We start from the raw sequence: 16,840 nt of genomic DNA on the forward strand, positions 1-16,840 counted from the left end.
ACCTCCACCGTGTTCAAGGGAATTACCGGGAGTTTCAGGGAATTGCCGGGTTCTGCCGGGGGGTTCGCCGGCGGTGCGCCGGTGACGGGGCGGCCCGGGCGGTCGGGCCACGGCCGCGTCAGGCGCTCGTCTCCGCCGGGGTGTCCAGTGCCCGGTGGAGGTGGTCGGCCAGGTCCCGGGGTGTGGGGTGGTCGAACACGAACGTGGCGGGCAGCCGCAGCCCGGTGAGGGTGCTCAGCCGGTTGCGGAGTTCGACCGCGGTCAGGGAGTCCAGCCCGAACTCGTTCAGAGTGCGGTCCGGGGGCAGTGCGTCGGCGTCCTGGTGGCCGAGCAGTTCGGCGGCGGCGGCACGCACCTCGGCCAGGAGGCGCGCGGCCCGCTCGGCCGGGGCCAGGTCGCTCAGTCGGACGGCGGGTGCGGAGGCGGCCGGTGCGGCGGGCACCAGACCGCGCAGCAGCGGGGGCGCCCCACGGGTACGCAGCCCGGCGAGGTCGAACCTGGCGAGGGTGAGTGCCGTGTCGTCCTGCCGCAGCGCCTCGTCGAACAGGGCCAGCGCGAAGTCGGTGGGCATGGGCAGGGTGCCGTCGGGAGAGCTGCCGTCCCGGACGGTCTCCCGCAGCACCTCGGTCATACCGGAGATCTCCTCCCACATGCTCCACGCCAGGGAGTGCGCGGGCAGCCCGTCGGCCCTGCGGCGTTCGGCGAAGGCGTCCAGGAACGCGTTCGCGGCGGCGTAGTTGCCCTGCCCCGCGCTGCCGAACACCCCGGCGACCGAGGAGAACATCACGAAGGCCGCCAGCTTGTTGTCCTTGGTCAGTTCGTGGAGGTTCAGCACGCCGTCGACCTTGGGGCGCATCACCCGCTCCACCTGGGCGGCGGTCAGCCCGGTCACCACACCGTCCGCGAGTACCCCGGCCGCGTGCACGACCGCGACCAGCGGATACCGGGCGGGCACGAGGTCGAGGGCGGCGGCGAGGCCGTCCCGGTCGGCGACGTCGCAGGCGGCGACGGCGACCTCGGCGCCCAGCTCTTTCAGCGCCGTGATGACCGGGTCGGCGTTCCGCGCCCCGCTGCGACTGGTGAGCAGGAGGCTGCGGACCCCGTACGCGGTCACCAGGTGCTTCGCCAGCAGCGATCCGAGCGTGCCGGTGCCGCCGGTGATCAGCACGGTGCCGTCGCCGAGGTCCGGTCGGGGGTTCCGCGCCGGCGTGGCACGCGCCAGTCGCGGCGTCTGGAGCTGTCCCGAGCTGATCCGTATGTGCGGCTGTCCGGCGGCCACCGCGTCGGCCAGCCGTGCCGAGGAGCGTGGGTCGTCGTCCGTCTCGACGAGCAGGAACCGTCCGGGGTGCTCGGACTGCGCCGACCGCACCAGGCCACGCGCCGCGGCGTGGGCCAGGTCGTCGCTGCGGGTCAGCACGACGAGCGGGACGCCGGCCGGGCGGTCGGCCGCCAGCCAGTGCTGGACGTGGGACAGCGTGTCCAGCGTCGCTCCCCTGACGTCCACGGGCACCGGAGTGCAGACGACCGCCTCGGCATCGGCCGGATCGACCGGGTCGGCGGTCACACCGAGGTGGTCGGTCCCCAGCAGCGCCCATTTCGGTGCGGGTGCGGCCACCGGGCGGGCGAGTTCGGTCCACCGGGTCCGGTACACCGAATCCGTCGGCAACGCGCCCGTCAGCTCGCGCAGGGCCACCGTACGTGTGCCGAGGGTTGCCCTGAAGAGCGGTTCGCGCTCGCCGGTGGTGAGGGTCACGGTGGACTCGTCCCGGCCGCTGGGTGTCACATGGGCGTACGCGTGGGTAGTGTGTGCGTCGCCGGCCCATACGTCGTGCCACACGAACGGCAGTGCGACGTGGCCGTCCGGTAGCGGTTGGGTCAGGGCGCGGCCGTGCAGGGCGGCGTCGCCGAGCACGGGGTGCAGTCCGGTGCCGGCGAATCCGCCGGGTGCCTCCTCGGGCAGCCGCAGCTCGGCGAACAGGTCCTCGCCTCGCCGCCACAGCCTGCGTACGGCCCTGAACGCCGGACCGAACTCGTAGCCGCGCTCGGCCAGCGAGGCGTAGTCGAAGTCGATCTCCTCGGCGTCGGCGGGGGGCAGTTCCCCGGCGAACGGCTCGTCGCGGGTGTCGTCGATCGTGCCCTGCGCATGACGTCGCCACTGGCTGCCGGGCTGTTCCGGCCTGCTGAACACCTCGACCGTACGCCGCTTCGGGTCCGCCACGACCTGAAGCTCCGCCGTGCCCTGCTGGGACAGCATCAGGGGCGCCTCGATGACCAGTTCGCCGAGTCCGGTGCCTCCGGAGCCGCGCGCGGCGCGCAGGGCGAGGTCCAGCAGCGCGGTGCCGGGCAGGACGCAGGTTCCGTTCACCGCGTGGTCGGCCAGCCACGGCTGTTCGGCCGGCGAGATACGGCTGGAGGCCACGAAGGCGCCGCTGCGGGCGGATTCGACCCATGTGCCGAGCAGCGGGTGGCCCGTGCTCGTCCTGGGCGAGGAGGCTGTCGTGAGCCAGAACCGCCGGCGCCGGAACGGGGTGGTCGGCAGCGGTACCGGCCGCCCGGCGCCGGTGGCGAGGTTCACGCCGTCCATCCCTCGCGTGTACAGCCGCGCGGCGGACATCAGGAACCGTGTGGGGCCACCGTCGTCGCGGCGCAGGGTTTCGGTGACGACCCCGGTCGTGCCGCTGTCCTCCAGCGTCTGCTCGACCGAGGAGGTCAGCACCGGGTGCGAGCTGGACTCCACGAAGACCCGGAAACCCTGGTCGACGAGATGTTCGACGGCCGGCTGGAACCGCACGGGCCGACGGAGGTTGCGATACCAGTACGCGCCGGTCAGCGTGGAGTCGCCGACCCAGTCCAGGTCCACGGTGGAGTACATCGGCACCGACGGCCCGCTGGTGTGCACCTCCCCCAGGCGGGCCAGCAGTTCGTCCCGCAGTGCCTCCACCTTCGGGCAGTGGGAGGCGTAGCCGACGCGGATGCGGCGGGCGTGCACGCCGTCCAGCGCGCATTCGGCGAGGAGCCCGTTGATCGCCAGGTCGTCACCGGCGACCACGGTGGTGGAGGGGCCGTTGAGCGCGGCGATCCAGAGCTGGTCCGGCCAGCGTTCCAGCAGCCAGTCCAGCTGTGCGCGCGACGCGGTCACCGACGCCATGCCGGCACCGATGCCGAGCTCGGCGATGACCTTGCTGCGCACCGCGACGACGCGGGCGGCCTCCTCCACCGTCAACGCGCCCGCGACGCACGCGGCGGCCAGCTCGCCCTGGGAGTGGCCGAGCACCGCGTCCGGTTCGACGCCACGGGAGCGCCACAGGGCGGCCAGCGACACCATCACCGCGAACAGCGCGGGCTGCACGATGTCCACCCGCTCCAGCCGGTCGGTGCCGCCGGCCAGCACCTCGGTGAGCGACCAGTCCACGTGGGGCTTGAGCGCGCGCTCACAGGCCTCGATGGATTCGGCGAATACCCGTTCGCCCATCAGTCCGGCCGCCATGCCCGCCCACTGCGTGCCCTGCCCCGGGAAGACGAACACCACCTTTCCATCCACATCGGACACTCCGGAGACGATGTTCCGCGCCGGCTTCCCCTCGGCGAGGGCCCGCATCCCGGACAACAACTCGTCGCGGTCGCCGCCGACTACGACGGCGCGATGGGTGAAGTGGCCGCGGGACACCGCGAGCGCGTGCGCGAGGTCCACCGGTGCGACGTCTCCGGCCACCGGGAGCAGCCGGGCCGCCCAGTCCCGCAGCCGCTCGGGGCTCTTGCCGGACAGCGTGCACGCGACGGCGGACGGCTCGGCGGTGGGCGACGGTGCGAGTTCCTCCGGTGGTGCCTCCAGGATCAGGTGCGCGTTGGTGCCGCTGATCCCGAAGGAGGAGACGGCCGCGCGCGGCGGCCGGTGCCGCTCGGGCCACGGCATGCTCTCGGTGAGCAGCCGGACGTCTCCGGACGCCCAGTCGACGTGGGGCGACGGCTCGTCCACGTGCAGGGTCTTCGGCAGGGTGCGGTGCCGCAGGGCCTGCACGATCTTGATCACGCCGCCGACACCGGCCGCGGCCTGGGTGTGCCCGATGTTGGACTTCAGCGAGCCCAGCCAGAGCGGGGCGTCGCGGTCCTGCCCGTAGGCGGCGAGCAGCGCACCGGCCTCGATCGGGTCGCCGAGCCGGGTTCCGGTGCCGTGCGCCTCGACCGCGTCGACCTCGGACGGTGTCAGGCCGGCGTCCCGCAGGGCGAGCCGGATCACCTGCTGCTGTGCCGTCCCGCTCGGCGCCGTCATGCCGTTGGACGCGCCGTCCTGGTTCATCGCGGCACCCCGGATCACGGCCAGCACCGGGTGCCCGGCGCGGCGGGCGCTGGACAGTCGTTCCAGTACGACCATCCCGGCGCCCTCTCCCCAGCCGGTGCCGTCCGCCGCCGCGGCGAACGCCTTGCACCGCCCGTCCTGGGCCAGCCCGCGCTGCCTGCTGAACTCCACGAACCGCTGCGGTGTCGCCATGACGGTGACACCACCGGCCAGCGCGAGATCGCACTCGCCCCGGCGGATCGACTGCACCGCGAGATTGATGGCCACCAGTGACGAGGAGCATCCGGTGTCGATGGTGATCGCCGGAGCGCGCAGCCCCAGCACATAGGCGATCCGCCCGGAGGCGACGCTGCCGGCGGTGGCCGTGCCGACGTAGCCCTCCAGTTCGCGGGGCGCCCGGTCCATGTCGGTGACGTAGTCCTGGTTCGTCATCCCCGCGTACACCCCCACGCGCGCTTCGCGCAGGGACGTCGGGTCGATGCCGGCATGCTCCAGCGCTTCCCAGGAGGTCTCCAGGAGCAGCCGGTGCTGCGGGTCCATCGCCAGCGCCTCGCGCGGCGAGATCCCGAAGAACTCGGGGTCGAAGTCGGCCACCTCGCGGAGGAACCCGCCCCACCGGGCGTGGGAGGTGCCGCTGCGGTCGGGGTCGGGGTCGGACAACCGGTCGAGGTCCCAGCCCCGGTCGTCGGGGAACTCGGACATGGCGTCGACCCCGTCGGCCACCAGCCGCCACAGTTCGTCGGGAGACGTGACCCCGCCGGGGTAGCGGCAGCCGATGCCCACCAGCACCACGGGATCGTCGTCGGTCGGTGCGGGGGTCGTGGCGTGGGGCTGGGGTGAACGGGTGGGCTGGGGTGAGCCGGTGGCCTCGGGTGAAGCGGTCGGCTGGGGCGAACCGGTGAGTTCGCCTCGCAGATACCCGGCGATCGCCCGCACCGAGGGATGGTCGAACGCGAGCGTCGTGGGCAGGCGCAGTCCCGTGGCGGCGGCGATCCGGTCCCGCAGCAGGACCGCGCCCACCGAGGTGAGCCCGTACTCGCGCAGGGCCCGGTCCGGCTCGATGCCACCGGTGTCGCCCATCACCTCAGCCACCTGGCCCGAGACGAGGTCGAGGAGCCTTCTGCCGAGGTCCGCCCCGGTGAGCCCGGACAGGTCCGCCCTGTCCGGCAGGTGCTCCGACGCGGCGGGCCGCGCCGTTCGCGCGTCCGCGACCAGGGTGCCGCCCGGGAGGCTGAGCGCGACGTCCACGGCGTAGCGAATCCGGTGGTCGGTCAGTCCTTCCGCCACCAGCAGGGTGGTGGGAGCGGAATCGTCGACGGCGATCGTCACGGTGGAGCCGGTGACGGTGACCGTGACGCCGTGCTCCGTGCCGTTCCGCTCCACGCACCGGGCCTCGTGACCGGCCACGAGGTGGTGGGCGATCAGGTCCGCGAGGTCCCCGGTGTCTCCCTTCAGGGCCACGTCGCGGCCGGTGAGCGGACTGGCCGCGGGCAGTTCGCCGCCCGGGAGCGGGGCCGGCTCACCATCGGCTCCCATGAGGTGCAGTCCGTCGTGGGTGCCGGCGACCGCGAGCAGTCGGCCGGGCAGCCGGGCCAGCGGCTCGCGCGCGACCTTGCCCGTGGCCGTCCTCGGCAGCGCGGACACGGTGCGGACCTCCACCGGGACCTTGAAATAGGCGAGTTCGCGGCGGCACCGCGCGAACAGCTCCGCGCAGTCGAGCCCGTTCGGACCGTCGCGGCCGGGCACCACCACCGCCACGGGGACCTGGCCGAACTCCTCGTCCGCTCGTCCCGTCACCGCGGCGTCGCGTACACCGGGTACTCGGGCGAGTACGGCCTCGATCTCGCTGGGGTGCACGTTCTCCCCGCCGCGGATGATCACGTCGTTGCGCCGGCCGGTGATCCAGAGGTAGCCGGCGTCGTTCCGGCGGGCGAGGTCGCCGGTGCGGTACCAGCCGTCGCGGAGCACCTCCGCGGTGGCCTCGGGCTGGTTGTGGTAACCCAGCATCACGTTGGGGCCGTTGACCCAGATCTCGCCGACCTCGCCGGTCGGCACGTCTTCTCCGGTGTCGGGGTCGACCACGCGCAGGTCAAGTCCGGGCAGCGGCAGACCGCATGAACCGGGCACCTTCTCACCGCCCGGCCGCATGGTGGCGACCGGCCCGCTCATCTCGGAGCAGCCGTAGTTGTCGGTGAGTTGGAGACCGAAGGCGGCCTCGAACGACTCGGCGAACGTGGCCGAGGTGACCGCGCCGGCGATGACGCACACGCGCAGCGCGGGCAGGGTGAGTTCTTCCGTCTCGGCGGCCTGGAGCAGGTTGTGGTACACGGTCGGCACGCCGACCAGGAAGGTGTAGGGCCGGGCGCGCAGTTCGTGGATCACTTCGGCCGGGGAGAAGCCCGTGATCAGATGTGCCGTGGCGCCGACCGCGGTCACGGCCATCACGCCCAGGTTGTAGCCGAAGGCGTGGAACAGCGGCAGCGGCCACAGCACCGTGTCCGCCTCGGACAGCCCGATGATCGGGGCGTAGCAGGTGGCGGCATTCCACAACACGGCGCGCAGCTTGACGAGTACGCCTTTGGGGCGGCCTGTGGTGCCCGAGGTGTAGAGCAGGTAGGCCGGTTCGTCCAGACCGAGGTCGTCGCGGGCCGGGACGGCCGGTTCGCGGGTGACCAGGTCCTCGTACGACACCGCGTCCGGGTGGCCGCCGACCACGACGAGGTGCCGTTGGCCGGGCGGCAGCACCGCACGCACCTGGTCGACGTGCGCGGTGTCGGTGATCACCGCCTGGGCGTCGCTGTCTTCGAGCATGTGCCGCAGCTCCGCGTCGGAGGAGTGCGGGTTGACCGGTACGCCGACGCAGCCGGCGCGGTTGACGCCGAGGTAACTCTCCACCATCTCCACGCGGTTGCCCAGCAGAAGCACCACCCGCGCGCCCCGGGGCAGGCCGAGTGCGACCAGGTGGCCGCCGAGCCGGGCCGTACGACGTTCCAGTTCCGTGTAGGTCACGGCCCGCCGCTCGTCGGAGTACGCGACCTTGGTCCCGCGCGACTCCGCGTGCCTACGCAGCAGTTCGGGCAGGGGGCGGATCAGATCGGCACGGTGTGTCGCGGACATGCCTGCCTCTTCTCTCGATGTGGTCATGAGAGGGCTCCTCACACTGACTCGGCCGCGGCGGGAACAGCGCCGGAGCCGACGAGCGTCGACAGCCGCGGCATCACCATGGGGCGCACGACTTCTCGCTCAACCTCTTCCTGCGCTCAGCGTTTTGTCCTGGTCCGGTGGTGTGGGAACGGGCCAGGGCCGCTCCGGCCGGATGGGGCGTTCTTCCGGCGCGCCGACCCGGTCGAGAGCCCGTGTGACGGTGTAGGCGCGGGAGAGCGGGCCGGTCCCGACTGTTCGCCAGGAGATGATCTGGAACATTCATATGTCATCCCTCCGTGCCGCAGAGCGGCACGGCAGAGGCGGACCATGGGCGGGCGAGTGGCTCGTCCGACGTCCATGGCCGATCAGGTGGGAGCGGAGGGGCGCATGCCTCGGGTGGTGATCAGCAGCGGGGAGAACACCGCGTAGGAGGGGTCGGCCGTCGCGGCGAACCAGGCGTCGAGGTCCTCACCCGTGATCACGCCCGTGTCGATCATCCGGTCCCTGAGGAGCCGGTAGGAGGCCCGGAACACCTCCGTACCGGGCGAGTCGGCGCCGCAGGCGCCCACGTGGCCCGCGGCCGCGACGTCGACCAGTCCGGCGCGACGGAACGCCGCGTACTGTCGTCTGCCCCAGTCGGGGTCGAACCCGCCTTTGCGCAGTGCCTCGGTCCCGGCCCGCAACACCTTGTCGATCAGCGTGAAGGCATCCGGGGTGGCGCTGTCCAGGACCGCTGTGTACTCCATGTCGTAGTCCTCAAGTACCAGCCAGCCGCCCGGGCGCAGCGCCCGTACCAGTCGGGCGATCACCTGCTCCCTCTCGCGCAGGTGCATCAGCACCAGCCGCGCATGGACCAGATCGAAGGCATCGGTTTCCAGCTCGTCGCGGACGACGTCGTGCCGGCGAACGTGCAGATTGTGGCTCTCGACGCCTTTCAGGAAGCGGGTGTCGAGGTCGGTGACCACCACCTGCCCGCCCGTCCCCACACGCTGGGCGAGCCAGCGAGCGATCGAACCGCTGCCGCCGCCCACCTCCAGGCACTTCCACCCCTCGGTCACACCCACATCCGTCAATCGGGCCCTCGACCATTCGTCATAGGTGGCCTCGAACCCGGTGAACCGCGCCTGTGTTTCCGGGGACTCATTCGGCAGCAGGTACTCAGATCTCATAACTCACCCGTATTTCATACACGTCGGTCAGCGGTCGGAAATCGAGTGTCTTGGCCCGCGCCGGCCGGAACGGCAATCCGGCCCCGGGGTCGAAATGCCATCGCAGCGCGAAGGGGGGTGGTTCGAGAAGGGCGTGTGCCGGTGGGCGGCACGGCGGCGCGTCACCGCCGGAATCGGCGGCGCCCGTGGTGGAAGGCGTCCAGCCACCGTTATATGTGCCGCAGAGCGGCACACGGCATTTCCGCGGACCTGAGAATCCATAGGCTCGAATGCATGACACGGACAACGGAAGCCCTCATCCCGAAGCTTCAGGAATACGTGGCGGCGCACAGCACCGCGCCGGACGAGGTTCTCTGCGACCTCGCGGTCGAGACCGAGAAGCTCTTTCCCGACGACAATTTCATGCAGATCGGCCCGGAGCAGGGGGCGTTCATGACGCTCCTCGCCCAGATCGCGGGGGCCAAGCAGGCTGTGGAGATCGGCAGCTTCACCGGCTACTCGGCCATCTGCCTGGCCCGTGGGCTACGGCCAGGCGGCACGCTGCTGGCGTGCGACATCAGCGAGGAGTGGACGTCGGTCGCCCAGCGGTACTGGAAGCGTGCCGGGCTGGACGACACGATCACCCTCAAGCTCGGACCGGCGCTGGACACACTGCGTGCGCTGCCGGCGGAGCCGCAGTTCGACCTCGCCTTCGTCGACGCCGAGAAGGAGGACTACGTCGACTACTGGGAGGAGTTGGTTCCGCGGATACGGCCCGGTGGGCTGATACTCGCCGACAACACCCTCCACCACGGGCAGGTCGTCGACCCCGACGAGAACGCCACCAACGTGCAGGGCATCCGCGCGTACAACGCCCGTGTCCGCGAGGACGATCGGGTGGAGCAGGTGCTGATACCGATCGGCGACGGCCTGAACCTGGCCCGCAAGAAGTAGGCGCGGCGGTAGCACCGGGCGGAGGGGGAGCCGCCCTTGCTACCGCGCCGACACGTGAAACATCAACCAGCCGTGGGTCCTCTCGACCGTCCAGCCTTTCGGGTTGGGGGTGAATCCCCTGAACCCGGGGGCGCGGGCGGCCATTTCCATGTCCACGTCCTGGACACTTCACGCTTCCATGTCCACGTCCTGGACACCGGCCGAGGCGACCGACACCGCCGGCAGCAGGCCGAGCGGGTCGGTCAAGACGCTGCGCTCGCGGCCCGCGATCGCCCTGTCCGACCCTCCGGAGCCCGTCCAACAGGCCGGGCTCCGGCGCCCGTCGTGTGTGGTGGTCGCGGTCCTCGGGATGCCTACTGGACGGCGGCGGAGGTGAGGACGGTTTCGAGATGGCGCACGAGGGTGAGGACGTCGGAGGGGGTGCCGACGGAGATCCGCATCCAGCCGGGCATGCCCATGTCCGAGGCGTCACGGACGTGGATGTTGTCGGCGAGCAGCCGGCGGGTGACCTCGGGCGCGCTCCCGTGCAGGTGCACGGTGACGAAGTTGGTCTGCGAGGGCAGGTAGGTGATGCCGAGCCGGTCCAGGCAACTGCACAGGGTCATGCGCGCCGTCGCGGTGTAGATCCTCGTCTGCTCCAGGAATGCCTGGTCCGCCAAAGCCGCACAGGCCGCCGCCTGCGCGAGCCGGTTCACGTGGTACGGCATGGCATCCTGCACGGTCTCTATCCCGGAGACGACGCCGGGGCCGCCGATCAGCGCACCCACGCGCAGGGAGGCGAGACCGTACGCCTTGGAGAACGTCCGCAGCACACTGACGGCGCCGCCCTCCCGCGCCCACGGCAGCGCCGAGGTGAAGGAGTCGTCGGCGAACTCCGCGTACGCCTCGTCGAAGACGATGTGCGAGCCGGTGGCGCGAGCGGTCTCGCACAGGCTCTTCACCGCGTCGGCGTCCAGGACGGACCCGGTGGGGTTGTGGGGATTGCAGACGAAGACGAGGGCCGCGCCCTTGTCCATCTCTTCCCTCAGCGCCGCCGGGTCCACACGGTAGTGGTCGAGGGGGACCCGCACGACACGCAGGCCCACCGCGTCCAGGCTCTTCGGATAGCCCTGGTAGGTGGCCTCGGTGACCACCGCGCGGCCCATGCCGCGCAGCGCGAGGGCGAGCATCATGATCAGCTCGTCCACCCCGTTGCCGACGGCGACCCTGTCGGTGGTGACGCGGTAGTGAGCGGCGAGGGCGTCGATGAGCGCGGTGTGCCGCGGGTCGGGGTAGCGGTGCACGCTGAGCAGTTCAGCGCGTGCCGCCTCCACCGCCTTGGGGCTCGCACCCCAGGGGTTCTCGCTCCGGTGCAGCAGGAGCGGACGGGAGCCATCGGTGACAAGGTGAGCGGTCGGTGTCCTGGTGAGCATCAGGTCTCCTGCCGTCTTGGGAGGGAGAATCGTGTTGCCGGAGCGGCACGGGGACCCTTCGAGGGGGTCTCCCGGTGAGGGGGCGTCAGGCGCTGAAGTCCTTGTCGCGGGTCTCGGGCAGGGCCAGCAGACAGCCCAGGCTGACCAGGCACAACAGCCCGGAGTAGAGACCGAGGACGAGCGGCGACTGCCAGTGCGAGGTCAGCCAGGTGGCCACCAGCGGGGCGAAGCCACCGCCGAAGGTGAGGGCGAGGATGAAGGTCGCCGAGGCCCCGGTATAGCGCATCCGGGCCGGGAACAGCTCCGGCAGGAACGCCGCCATCGGCGCGAACATCATCACGAACAGGATCAGTCCGATGGTGAAGGCCCCGGTGATGAGTACGGCGTCACGGGTCTGCAGGGAGCCGAACATCGGCAGCGCCCACAGCACGCACCCCACCGCTCCGGCGATCATCACCGGCCGTCTGCCGATCCGGTCGGCCATCAGCGCAACCGGCACCGTGACCAGCACATCCGCCGCCGCGGCGATACTCGCCGCCGTCAGCATCGTCGGCTGCGGGATACCGAGCGCCGTAGGCCCGTACGAAAGGCAGTAGACGGTGGCCAGATAGTAGACCGAGGAACCGCCGATCGCCGCGCCCATGCCGAGCAGCAGCCTGCCGGGGTACGCCTTGACCAAGGCCCCGAGCGGAAAGCGGGGGGCGGTGGTGTCGTCCTTGGGCCGCTCCTCGAAGATCGGGGACTCGGCGACACGGGAACGAACCCACAGGCCGACGACGATCAGGCCGGTGCTCAGCAGGAACGGGATACGCCAGGCCCATTCGGCGAAGCCGTCCCTGCCCACGATCGCGAGCGTCGGCAGGATCACCGCGCTGGACAGCAGAAAGCCGAGCGGCGGACCGGCCTGCGGGATCGACGCGTACAGCGCGCGGCGACCGGGAGGCGCGTGTTCGGCGGCCAGCAACACCGCGCCGCCCCACTCACCACCCAGGCTGACCCCCTGCAACAGCCGCAGAACGACCAGGAGTACAGGGGCGGCAAGGCCGGCGGTCTCGTAGGTGGGCAGCAGACCGACACCGACCGTGGACACGCCCATCAGGACCAGGGCGAGGAAGAGTGCGCGCTTGCGGCCCAGCCGGTCGCCGATGCCGCCGAACACCACCACACCCACCGGACGGGCCACGAAAGCCGCGGCAACGGTGAGGAAGGCGGCCAGCGTGGACACCGTGGCGTTGCCGGAGGGGAAGAACGCCGGGCCCAGGACCAGCGCCGCGGCCGTACCGTACACGGCGAAGTCGTAGTACTCGATCACCGTGCCGACGAGGCTCGCCACGGCGACCCGCGACGCGGTGGATTTTCGTGCGGCGGTCGTGCTTAACGCGCTGACACCAACCTGTTCGGCATTGCTGGTGGTCTCGGACATGGAGCGGCTCGCTTCCGATCAGGCCCGGATACTCAGTGATCCAGCACACACTGCAGGGCGGACTGAGCGCGGACTGTAGTACTCCAGCCACCGGCGGATGGGCCCCTGTGCCGCCCTGCGGCACGACACAGCCGGGCGCCTGCCCCTCGCGGTACGCCGCCTCAGCGGCGCCGCACCGTCGTGCCGCCCACTGGAACACGCCCTTCCCGAACCACCCTCTCCGCGTTGGAATGCGGCACTGAGCGTGGCCCGCAACAGCAGCGAGACACCGGAGACATGATGGCCGACGATATCGACACCGTTCTCGACGCCCCCATCGGGGACGGTCCTGACCCAGGCGAGTTCATCAGGGCGGCGATGCGATGGCACTTCGACCCCAGGACCGGGTCGCCCTTCTGGTTGGCACGGGCGAAGACACTCGATTTCGACCCGCTGACCGATGTGAAAGGGGTCGATGATCTGACCCTGTTCCCGAACGTGTGCGACGAACTGCGCGACGTGCGCGTGGAGGACCTCATTCCACGCGGATACGGCGAGAAGCCGGATGTCTGCGGGATCTTCGAGAGCGGTGGCACCACCGGCCAGCCCAAGCGAGTGGTTCTGATGCGGGACTGGTTCGTCATGACGCAGGGATGGCTCAACGCGAAGCTGGACGCGCACGGCGTGCCGAGGGGCGTGAACTGGCTGACGATGTTTCCCAGCGGGCCGCACGTGGCCGGCTTCGCGTACCCGCGGCTCGCGGCGGAGCGTGGCGGGCATGTGTTCCAGATAGACATGGACCCGCGCTGGGTCAAGCAACTCATCGCCTCCGGCCGCGCCCAGGACGCCGACGCCTACGCCGGCCATCTGCTCGAACAGGCCCGGGGCCTGCTCCGCAGCCAGGATGTGGGTGTCCTCGCCATCACACCGCCGATGCTCGAACGCCTCGCCGTCGACGACGAGTTGACCGATCTGGTGCGGGACAAGGTCAAGGCGGTCATCTGGGCCGGCGCGCACATGGACGCCAGCACCCGTGACCTGCTCGGCAACGAGGTCTTTCCCGGTGTCACGGTCGTCGGTCTCTTCGGCAGCACGATGCAGCTGCACAGCTGTGGCCAGCGGGTCACCGAGGACGCCGGCGAGTGCGTCTTCGACCCGCCGTCACCGTTCATCACCTACCGGGTCATCGATCCGGACAGCGGGGCACAGGTCGAATACGGCACCCGTGGCCGGGTGGTGACCAACCACGTCAGCCGGAGCTTACTGCTGCCCAACAACCTCGACCGCGACGAGGCCACCCGGGTACCCGGGCCGAGCGGGCAGACCGGCGATTCCCTGGCGGATGTCACTCCGGTCGAGGTCTTCGACGGCGAAGCCGTGATTGAGGGGGTCTATTAAATGAGCGCGACGAACGACCTCATCCGGATCGACGCGCTGGGCCCCAAAGGCGCGTACCGGTCGCGAGACATCCAGATCGTCAAGGACATCTATGGTGCGCCGTTCGCCGAGCTGAGTCTGGTTCCCTCGCTCTTCGTCGCCAGGACCATATCGGCGCTGCGCAAGGCCGACCCGCTGCCGCTGGAACAGCGCCTGGACGCCATCGCCAGGGCGGGCAGGGCCTTCGCCACCGAAACCGTCGGTGGACTGTCCGTCGAGGAGTACCAGCGGGCGGTGTGCCGGGTGGCGGGCCTGCCCCGGGTCACGACGGAGATGGCCCTCGACTACACCGTGTCGTACACGGATCGCATGTATCTCAGCACCCAGGAGGCCCGTCCCACCGGGGCGGTCAACGACTGGCGGGACGCGCGCATGCGGCACGGCGGCGGCGTGTGGGCCCGTCGCGGCGACGTGTTCGCCGTCCATGCCCCGGGCAACACACCGAACGCCCACACCCTGTGGCTGCAGTCCCTCGCCCTCGGCTACCGGGTGGTGGTGCGGCCGTCCAGCCGCGAACCGTTCGGCCCGCACCGGATGATCACCGCACTGCGCGACGCCGGCTTCGGCCCCGACCATGTGGCCCTGCTGCCGACCGACACCACTACGGCCGACGAGATCGTGCAGGGCGCGGACCGGGCGATGGTGTTCGGCGACGACGCCGTGGTGCGCAAGTACTCCTCGATGGCATCGGTGCTGCCGCAGGGGCCGGGACGGTCGAAGTTCCTCGTCACGAAGGACGCCGACTGGAGGTCCTATCTGGACACCATCGTCTCCTCGGTCGGCGGCCACGCCGGTACCGCGTGCATCAACACCAGCACGGTGTTCGTCGAGGGCGACCCGGCACCGGTGGCACAGGCGATCGCCGAACGGCTCGCCCTCATGCCCAGCCTGCCGCCGCAGGACCCCAAGGCGGTGCTGCCCGTGCACCCGATCGAGGATGCCCGCCGGATCGAGCGACTCCTGCTGACCCATGCCGCCGGCACCACCCCGTGGCTGGGCGGCGACGGGATCGTCGACGACTTCGGGGACGGCACCGCGGCGCTGCGCCCCGCCGTGCACCAGGTGTCCCGCCCCGATGCCCCGCAGACCCGCGTCGAATTGCGCTTCCCTTGTGTGTGGGTGGCGCCGTGGAGCCCGGAGGCCGGGATCGATCCCTTCAAGGACACCATCGTGCTGACCGCGGTCACCGACGACGAGACGCTGGTGGACCGGCTCATGAGCGAGCCCAGCATCGCCAACGTCTACCTCGGCGACCACCCGACGCACTGGCTGCCGGCGGGCATCCCGCACGACGACTACCTCGAAACGTTCCTGATGCGCACGAAGGCCTGCGTCCGCTGATCACCCGGGCGGTGGGCCTTCGCTCGTTCCCGGCCGCGTCCGGCCGAGTGCCCGCCGGAAGCCTCCGCGCTCCGCAACCGCGCCGCCCGGCCGGGCGGCGCGGACATTTCGCGTGCGCAGGCCGGCCGGCGCGGCGGTTTCGCACCCGCACGCGTGCCGCGCCCGCTCGCGCCGCGTCTCCCTCCCTTCGCCTCCCCCTGTCCGGAGACACGCCCACTCATCAGGGAAGTGACGTCAGTGACCCACCCGGAACCCACCCATCGCATGCTCATCGGCGGTCGGCTCGTCGGCGCCGAAGGCGACCCGCTGGGCGTGCTGAACCCCGCCACCGAGGAGATCGTCGGCCGCGTCCCCGACGCCACCGACGCCCAGTTGGACGCCGCCGTCTCGGCCGCGCAACAGGCCTTCGCGACCTGGGGCTCCACGACTGTGGACGAGCGTCGCGCCGTGCTGGCCGCCTGCGCGGCGACCGTCCGCGCGCACAGCGAGGAACTGGCGGTACTGCTCACCGGCGAGCAGGGCAAGCCGCTGCCCGTCGCGCGCATGGAGATCCAGATCTTCGCCACCTGGCTCGACGCACACGCCGCCATGGAGTTCCCGGACGACGAGGTCACCGAGACCGGGACCCACCACATCCGGGTGCGCCGCGTACCGCTCGGTGTCGTCGCCGGCATCGTGCCGTGGAACTGGCCGGTCGCCATCGCCGCCAAGAAGGTCGCCCCTGCGCTGCTCGCCGGCAACGCCCTCGTGCTCAAGCCCTCGCCGAACACGCCGCTCACCACGTTGCGCATCGGCGAGCTGCTGGCCGACGTCGTACCCCCCGGCGTCCTCAACGTCATCAGCGGTGGCGACAGCCTCGGCCCGAGACTCACCGGACATCCGGGCATCCGCAAGATCGCCTTCGTCGGCTCCAGCGCGACCGGCCGCAAGGTCATGGCCTCCGCCGCCCGCAACCTCTCCCGCGTCACCCTGGAACTCGGCGGCAACGACGCCGCGATCGTGCTGCCCGACGTGGACGTGGACGAGGTCGCGCCGCAGGTCTTCTGGGCCTGCTTCGGCAACAGCGGTCAGTCCTGTATCGCCGCCAAACGGGTCTATGTGCATGAGGACGTCTACGACGCGTTCGCGGGGCGATTCGCCGAGCTGGCACGGTCGGTCAAGGTCGGCAACGGTCTGGAGGACGGCGTCCAGCTGGGCCCCCTCCAGAACCGCGCGCAGTACGAGAAGGTCGTCGGCCTGATCAAGGAGACCGTGAGTTCCGGCGCCACGTTGCTGGTCGAGGGCGCGATCCCCGAGGGCCCCGGCTACTTCGTGCACCCGACCGTGGTGGACGATCCCGCCGAGGACGCGGCGATCGTCACCCAGGAGCCGTTCGGCCCGGTGGTCCCCCTGCTGCGGTTCCGGGACGTCGACGACGTCGTCCGCCGCGCCAACGACTCCGAGTACGGACTCGGCGCCACCGTATGGAGCCGCGACGCCGCGGCGGCCGCCGAACTGGCCATGCGGATCGAGGTCGGCAACGTCTGGATCAACCAGGAGGCGATCCCGGACCCGGAAGTGCCCTTCGGCGGCCACAAGGCCTCCGGCCTCGGTGTCGAGAACGGCCTGGAAGGCGTACTGGAGCACACCAACACACAGGTGCTGTCCGTCCGTAAGGCCTGAGCCACGCGCCGCGCTGACCCGGTGGCCCGGACCTGGTCCGGGC

At 71.0% G+C, this 16,840-nt stretch carries 8 protein-coding genes; 4 read left to right on the forward strand and 4 right to left on the reverse strand.

Features of this window, described 5'->3' with window-relative positions; genetic code table 11:
* Positions 1-118: 118 nt before the first annotated feature.
* Both ACWD4G_RS34060 and ACWD4G_RS34065 read right to left on the reverse strand, forming a co-directional pair.
* The gene (locus ACWD4G_RS34060) at positions 119-7,441 is read right to left on the reverse strand and encodes an SDR family NAD(P)-dependent oxidoreductase (protein WP_451300387.1); all 7,323 of its coding nucleotides are present in this window, start codon (positions 7,439-7,441) and stop codon (positions 119-121) included.
* A gap of 365 nt (positions 7,442-7,806) precedes the next feature.
* A complete protein-coding gene (locus tag ACWD4G_RS34065; RefSeq protein ID WP_451300389.1) occupies positions 7,807-8,610 on the reverse strand; it encodes a methyltransferase in 804 nt (267 codons plus the stop codon).
* Between the two features lie 273 nt (positions 8,611-8,883).
* Between ACWD4G_RS34065 and ACWD4G_RS34070 the strand changes: the two genes are divergently transcribed.
* Positions 8,884-9,543, forward strand: a complete 660-nt coding sequence (locus tag ACWD4G_RS34070) for an O-methyltransferase (RefSeq protein ID WP_451300391.1) — start codon at positions 8,884-8,886, stop codon at positions 9,541-9,543.
* Between the two features lie 353 nt (positions 9,544-9,896).
* Here the strand turns inward: ACWD4G_RS34070 and ACWD4G_RS34075 are convergent, their stop codons facing one another.
* Both ACWD4G_RS34075 and ACWD4G_RS34080 read right to left on the reverse strand, forming a co-directional pair.
* The gene (locus tag ACWD4G_RS34075; RefSeq protein WP_451300393.1) at positions 9,897-10,955 is read right to left on the reverse strand and encodes a pyridoxal phosphate-dependent aminotransferase; all 1,059 of its coding nucleotides are present in this window, start codon (positions 10,953-10,955) and stop codon (positions 9,897-9,899) included.
* A gap of 85 nt (positions 10,956-11,040) precedes the next feature.
* Positions 11,041-12,378: an MFS transporter gene (locus ACWD4G_RS34080; RefSeq protein WP_451300395.1), complete on the reverse strand. Its 1,338-nt coding sequence runs from the start codon at positions 12,376-12,378 to the stop codon at positions 11,041-11,043.
* A 279-nt stretch (positions 12,379-12,657) separates the two neighbouring features.
* On the opposite strand from ACWD4G_RS34080, the gene ACWD4G_RS34085 reads away from it, so the two are divergent.
* The 3 genes from ACWD4G_RS34085 to ACWD4G_RS34095 all read left to right on the forward strand — a co-directional run bounded on the left by ACWD4G_RS34085 (position 12,658) and on the right by ACWD4G_RS34095 (position 16,797).
* Entirely contained in the window at positions 12,658-13,755 is a 1,098-nt protein-coding gene (locus tag ACWD4G_RS34085; RefSeq protein WP_451300415.1) for a phenazine antibiotic biosynthesis protein, read from the forward strand.
* Complete coding sequence (locus ACWD4G_RS34090; protein ID WP_451300397.1) at positions 13,756-15,135, forward strand: aldehyde dehydrogenase family protein; 1,380 nt, start codon at positions 13,756-13,758, stop codon at positions 15,133-15,135.
* A gap of 237 nt (positions 15,136-15,372) precedes the next feature.
* Entirely contained in the window at positions 15,373-16,797 is a 1,425-nt protein-coding gene (locus ACWD4G_RS34095) for an aldehyde dehydrogenase family protein (protein WP_451300399.1), read from the forward strand.
* The last annotated feature ends 43 nt before the right edge of the window (positions 16,798-16,840 follow it).

The sequence above is a fragment of the Streptomyces sp. NPDC002643 genome, assembly GCF_053592555.1.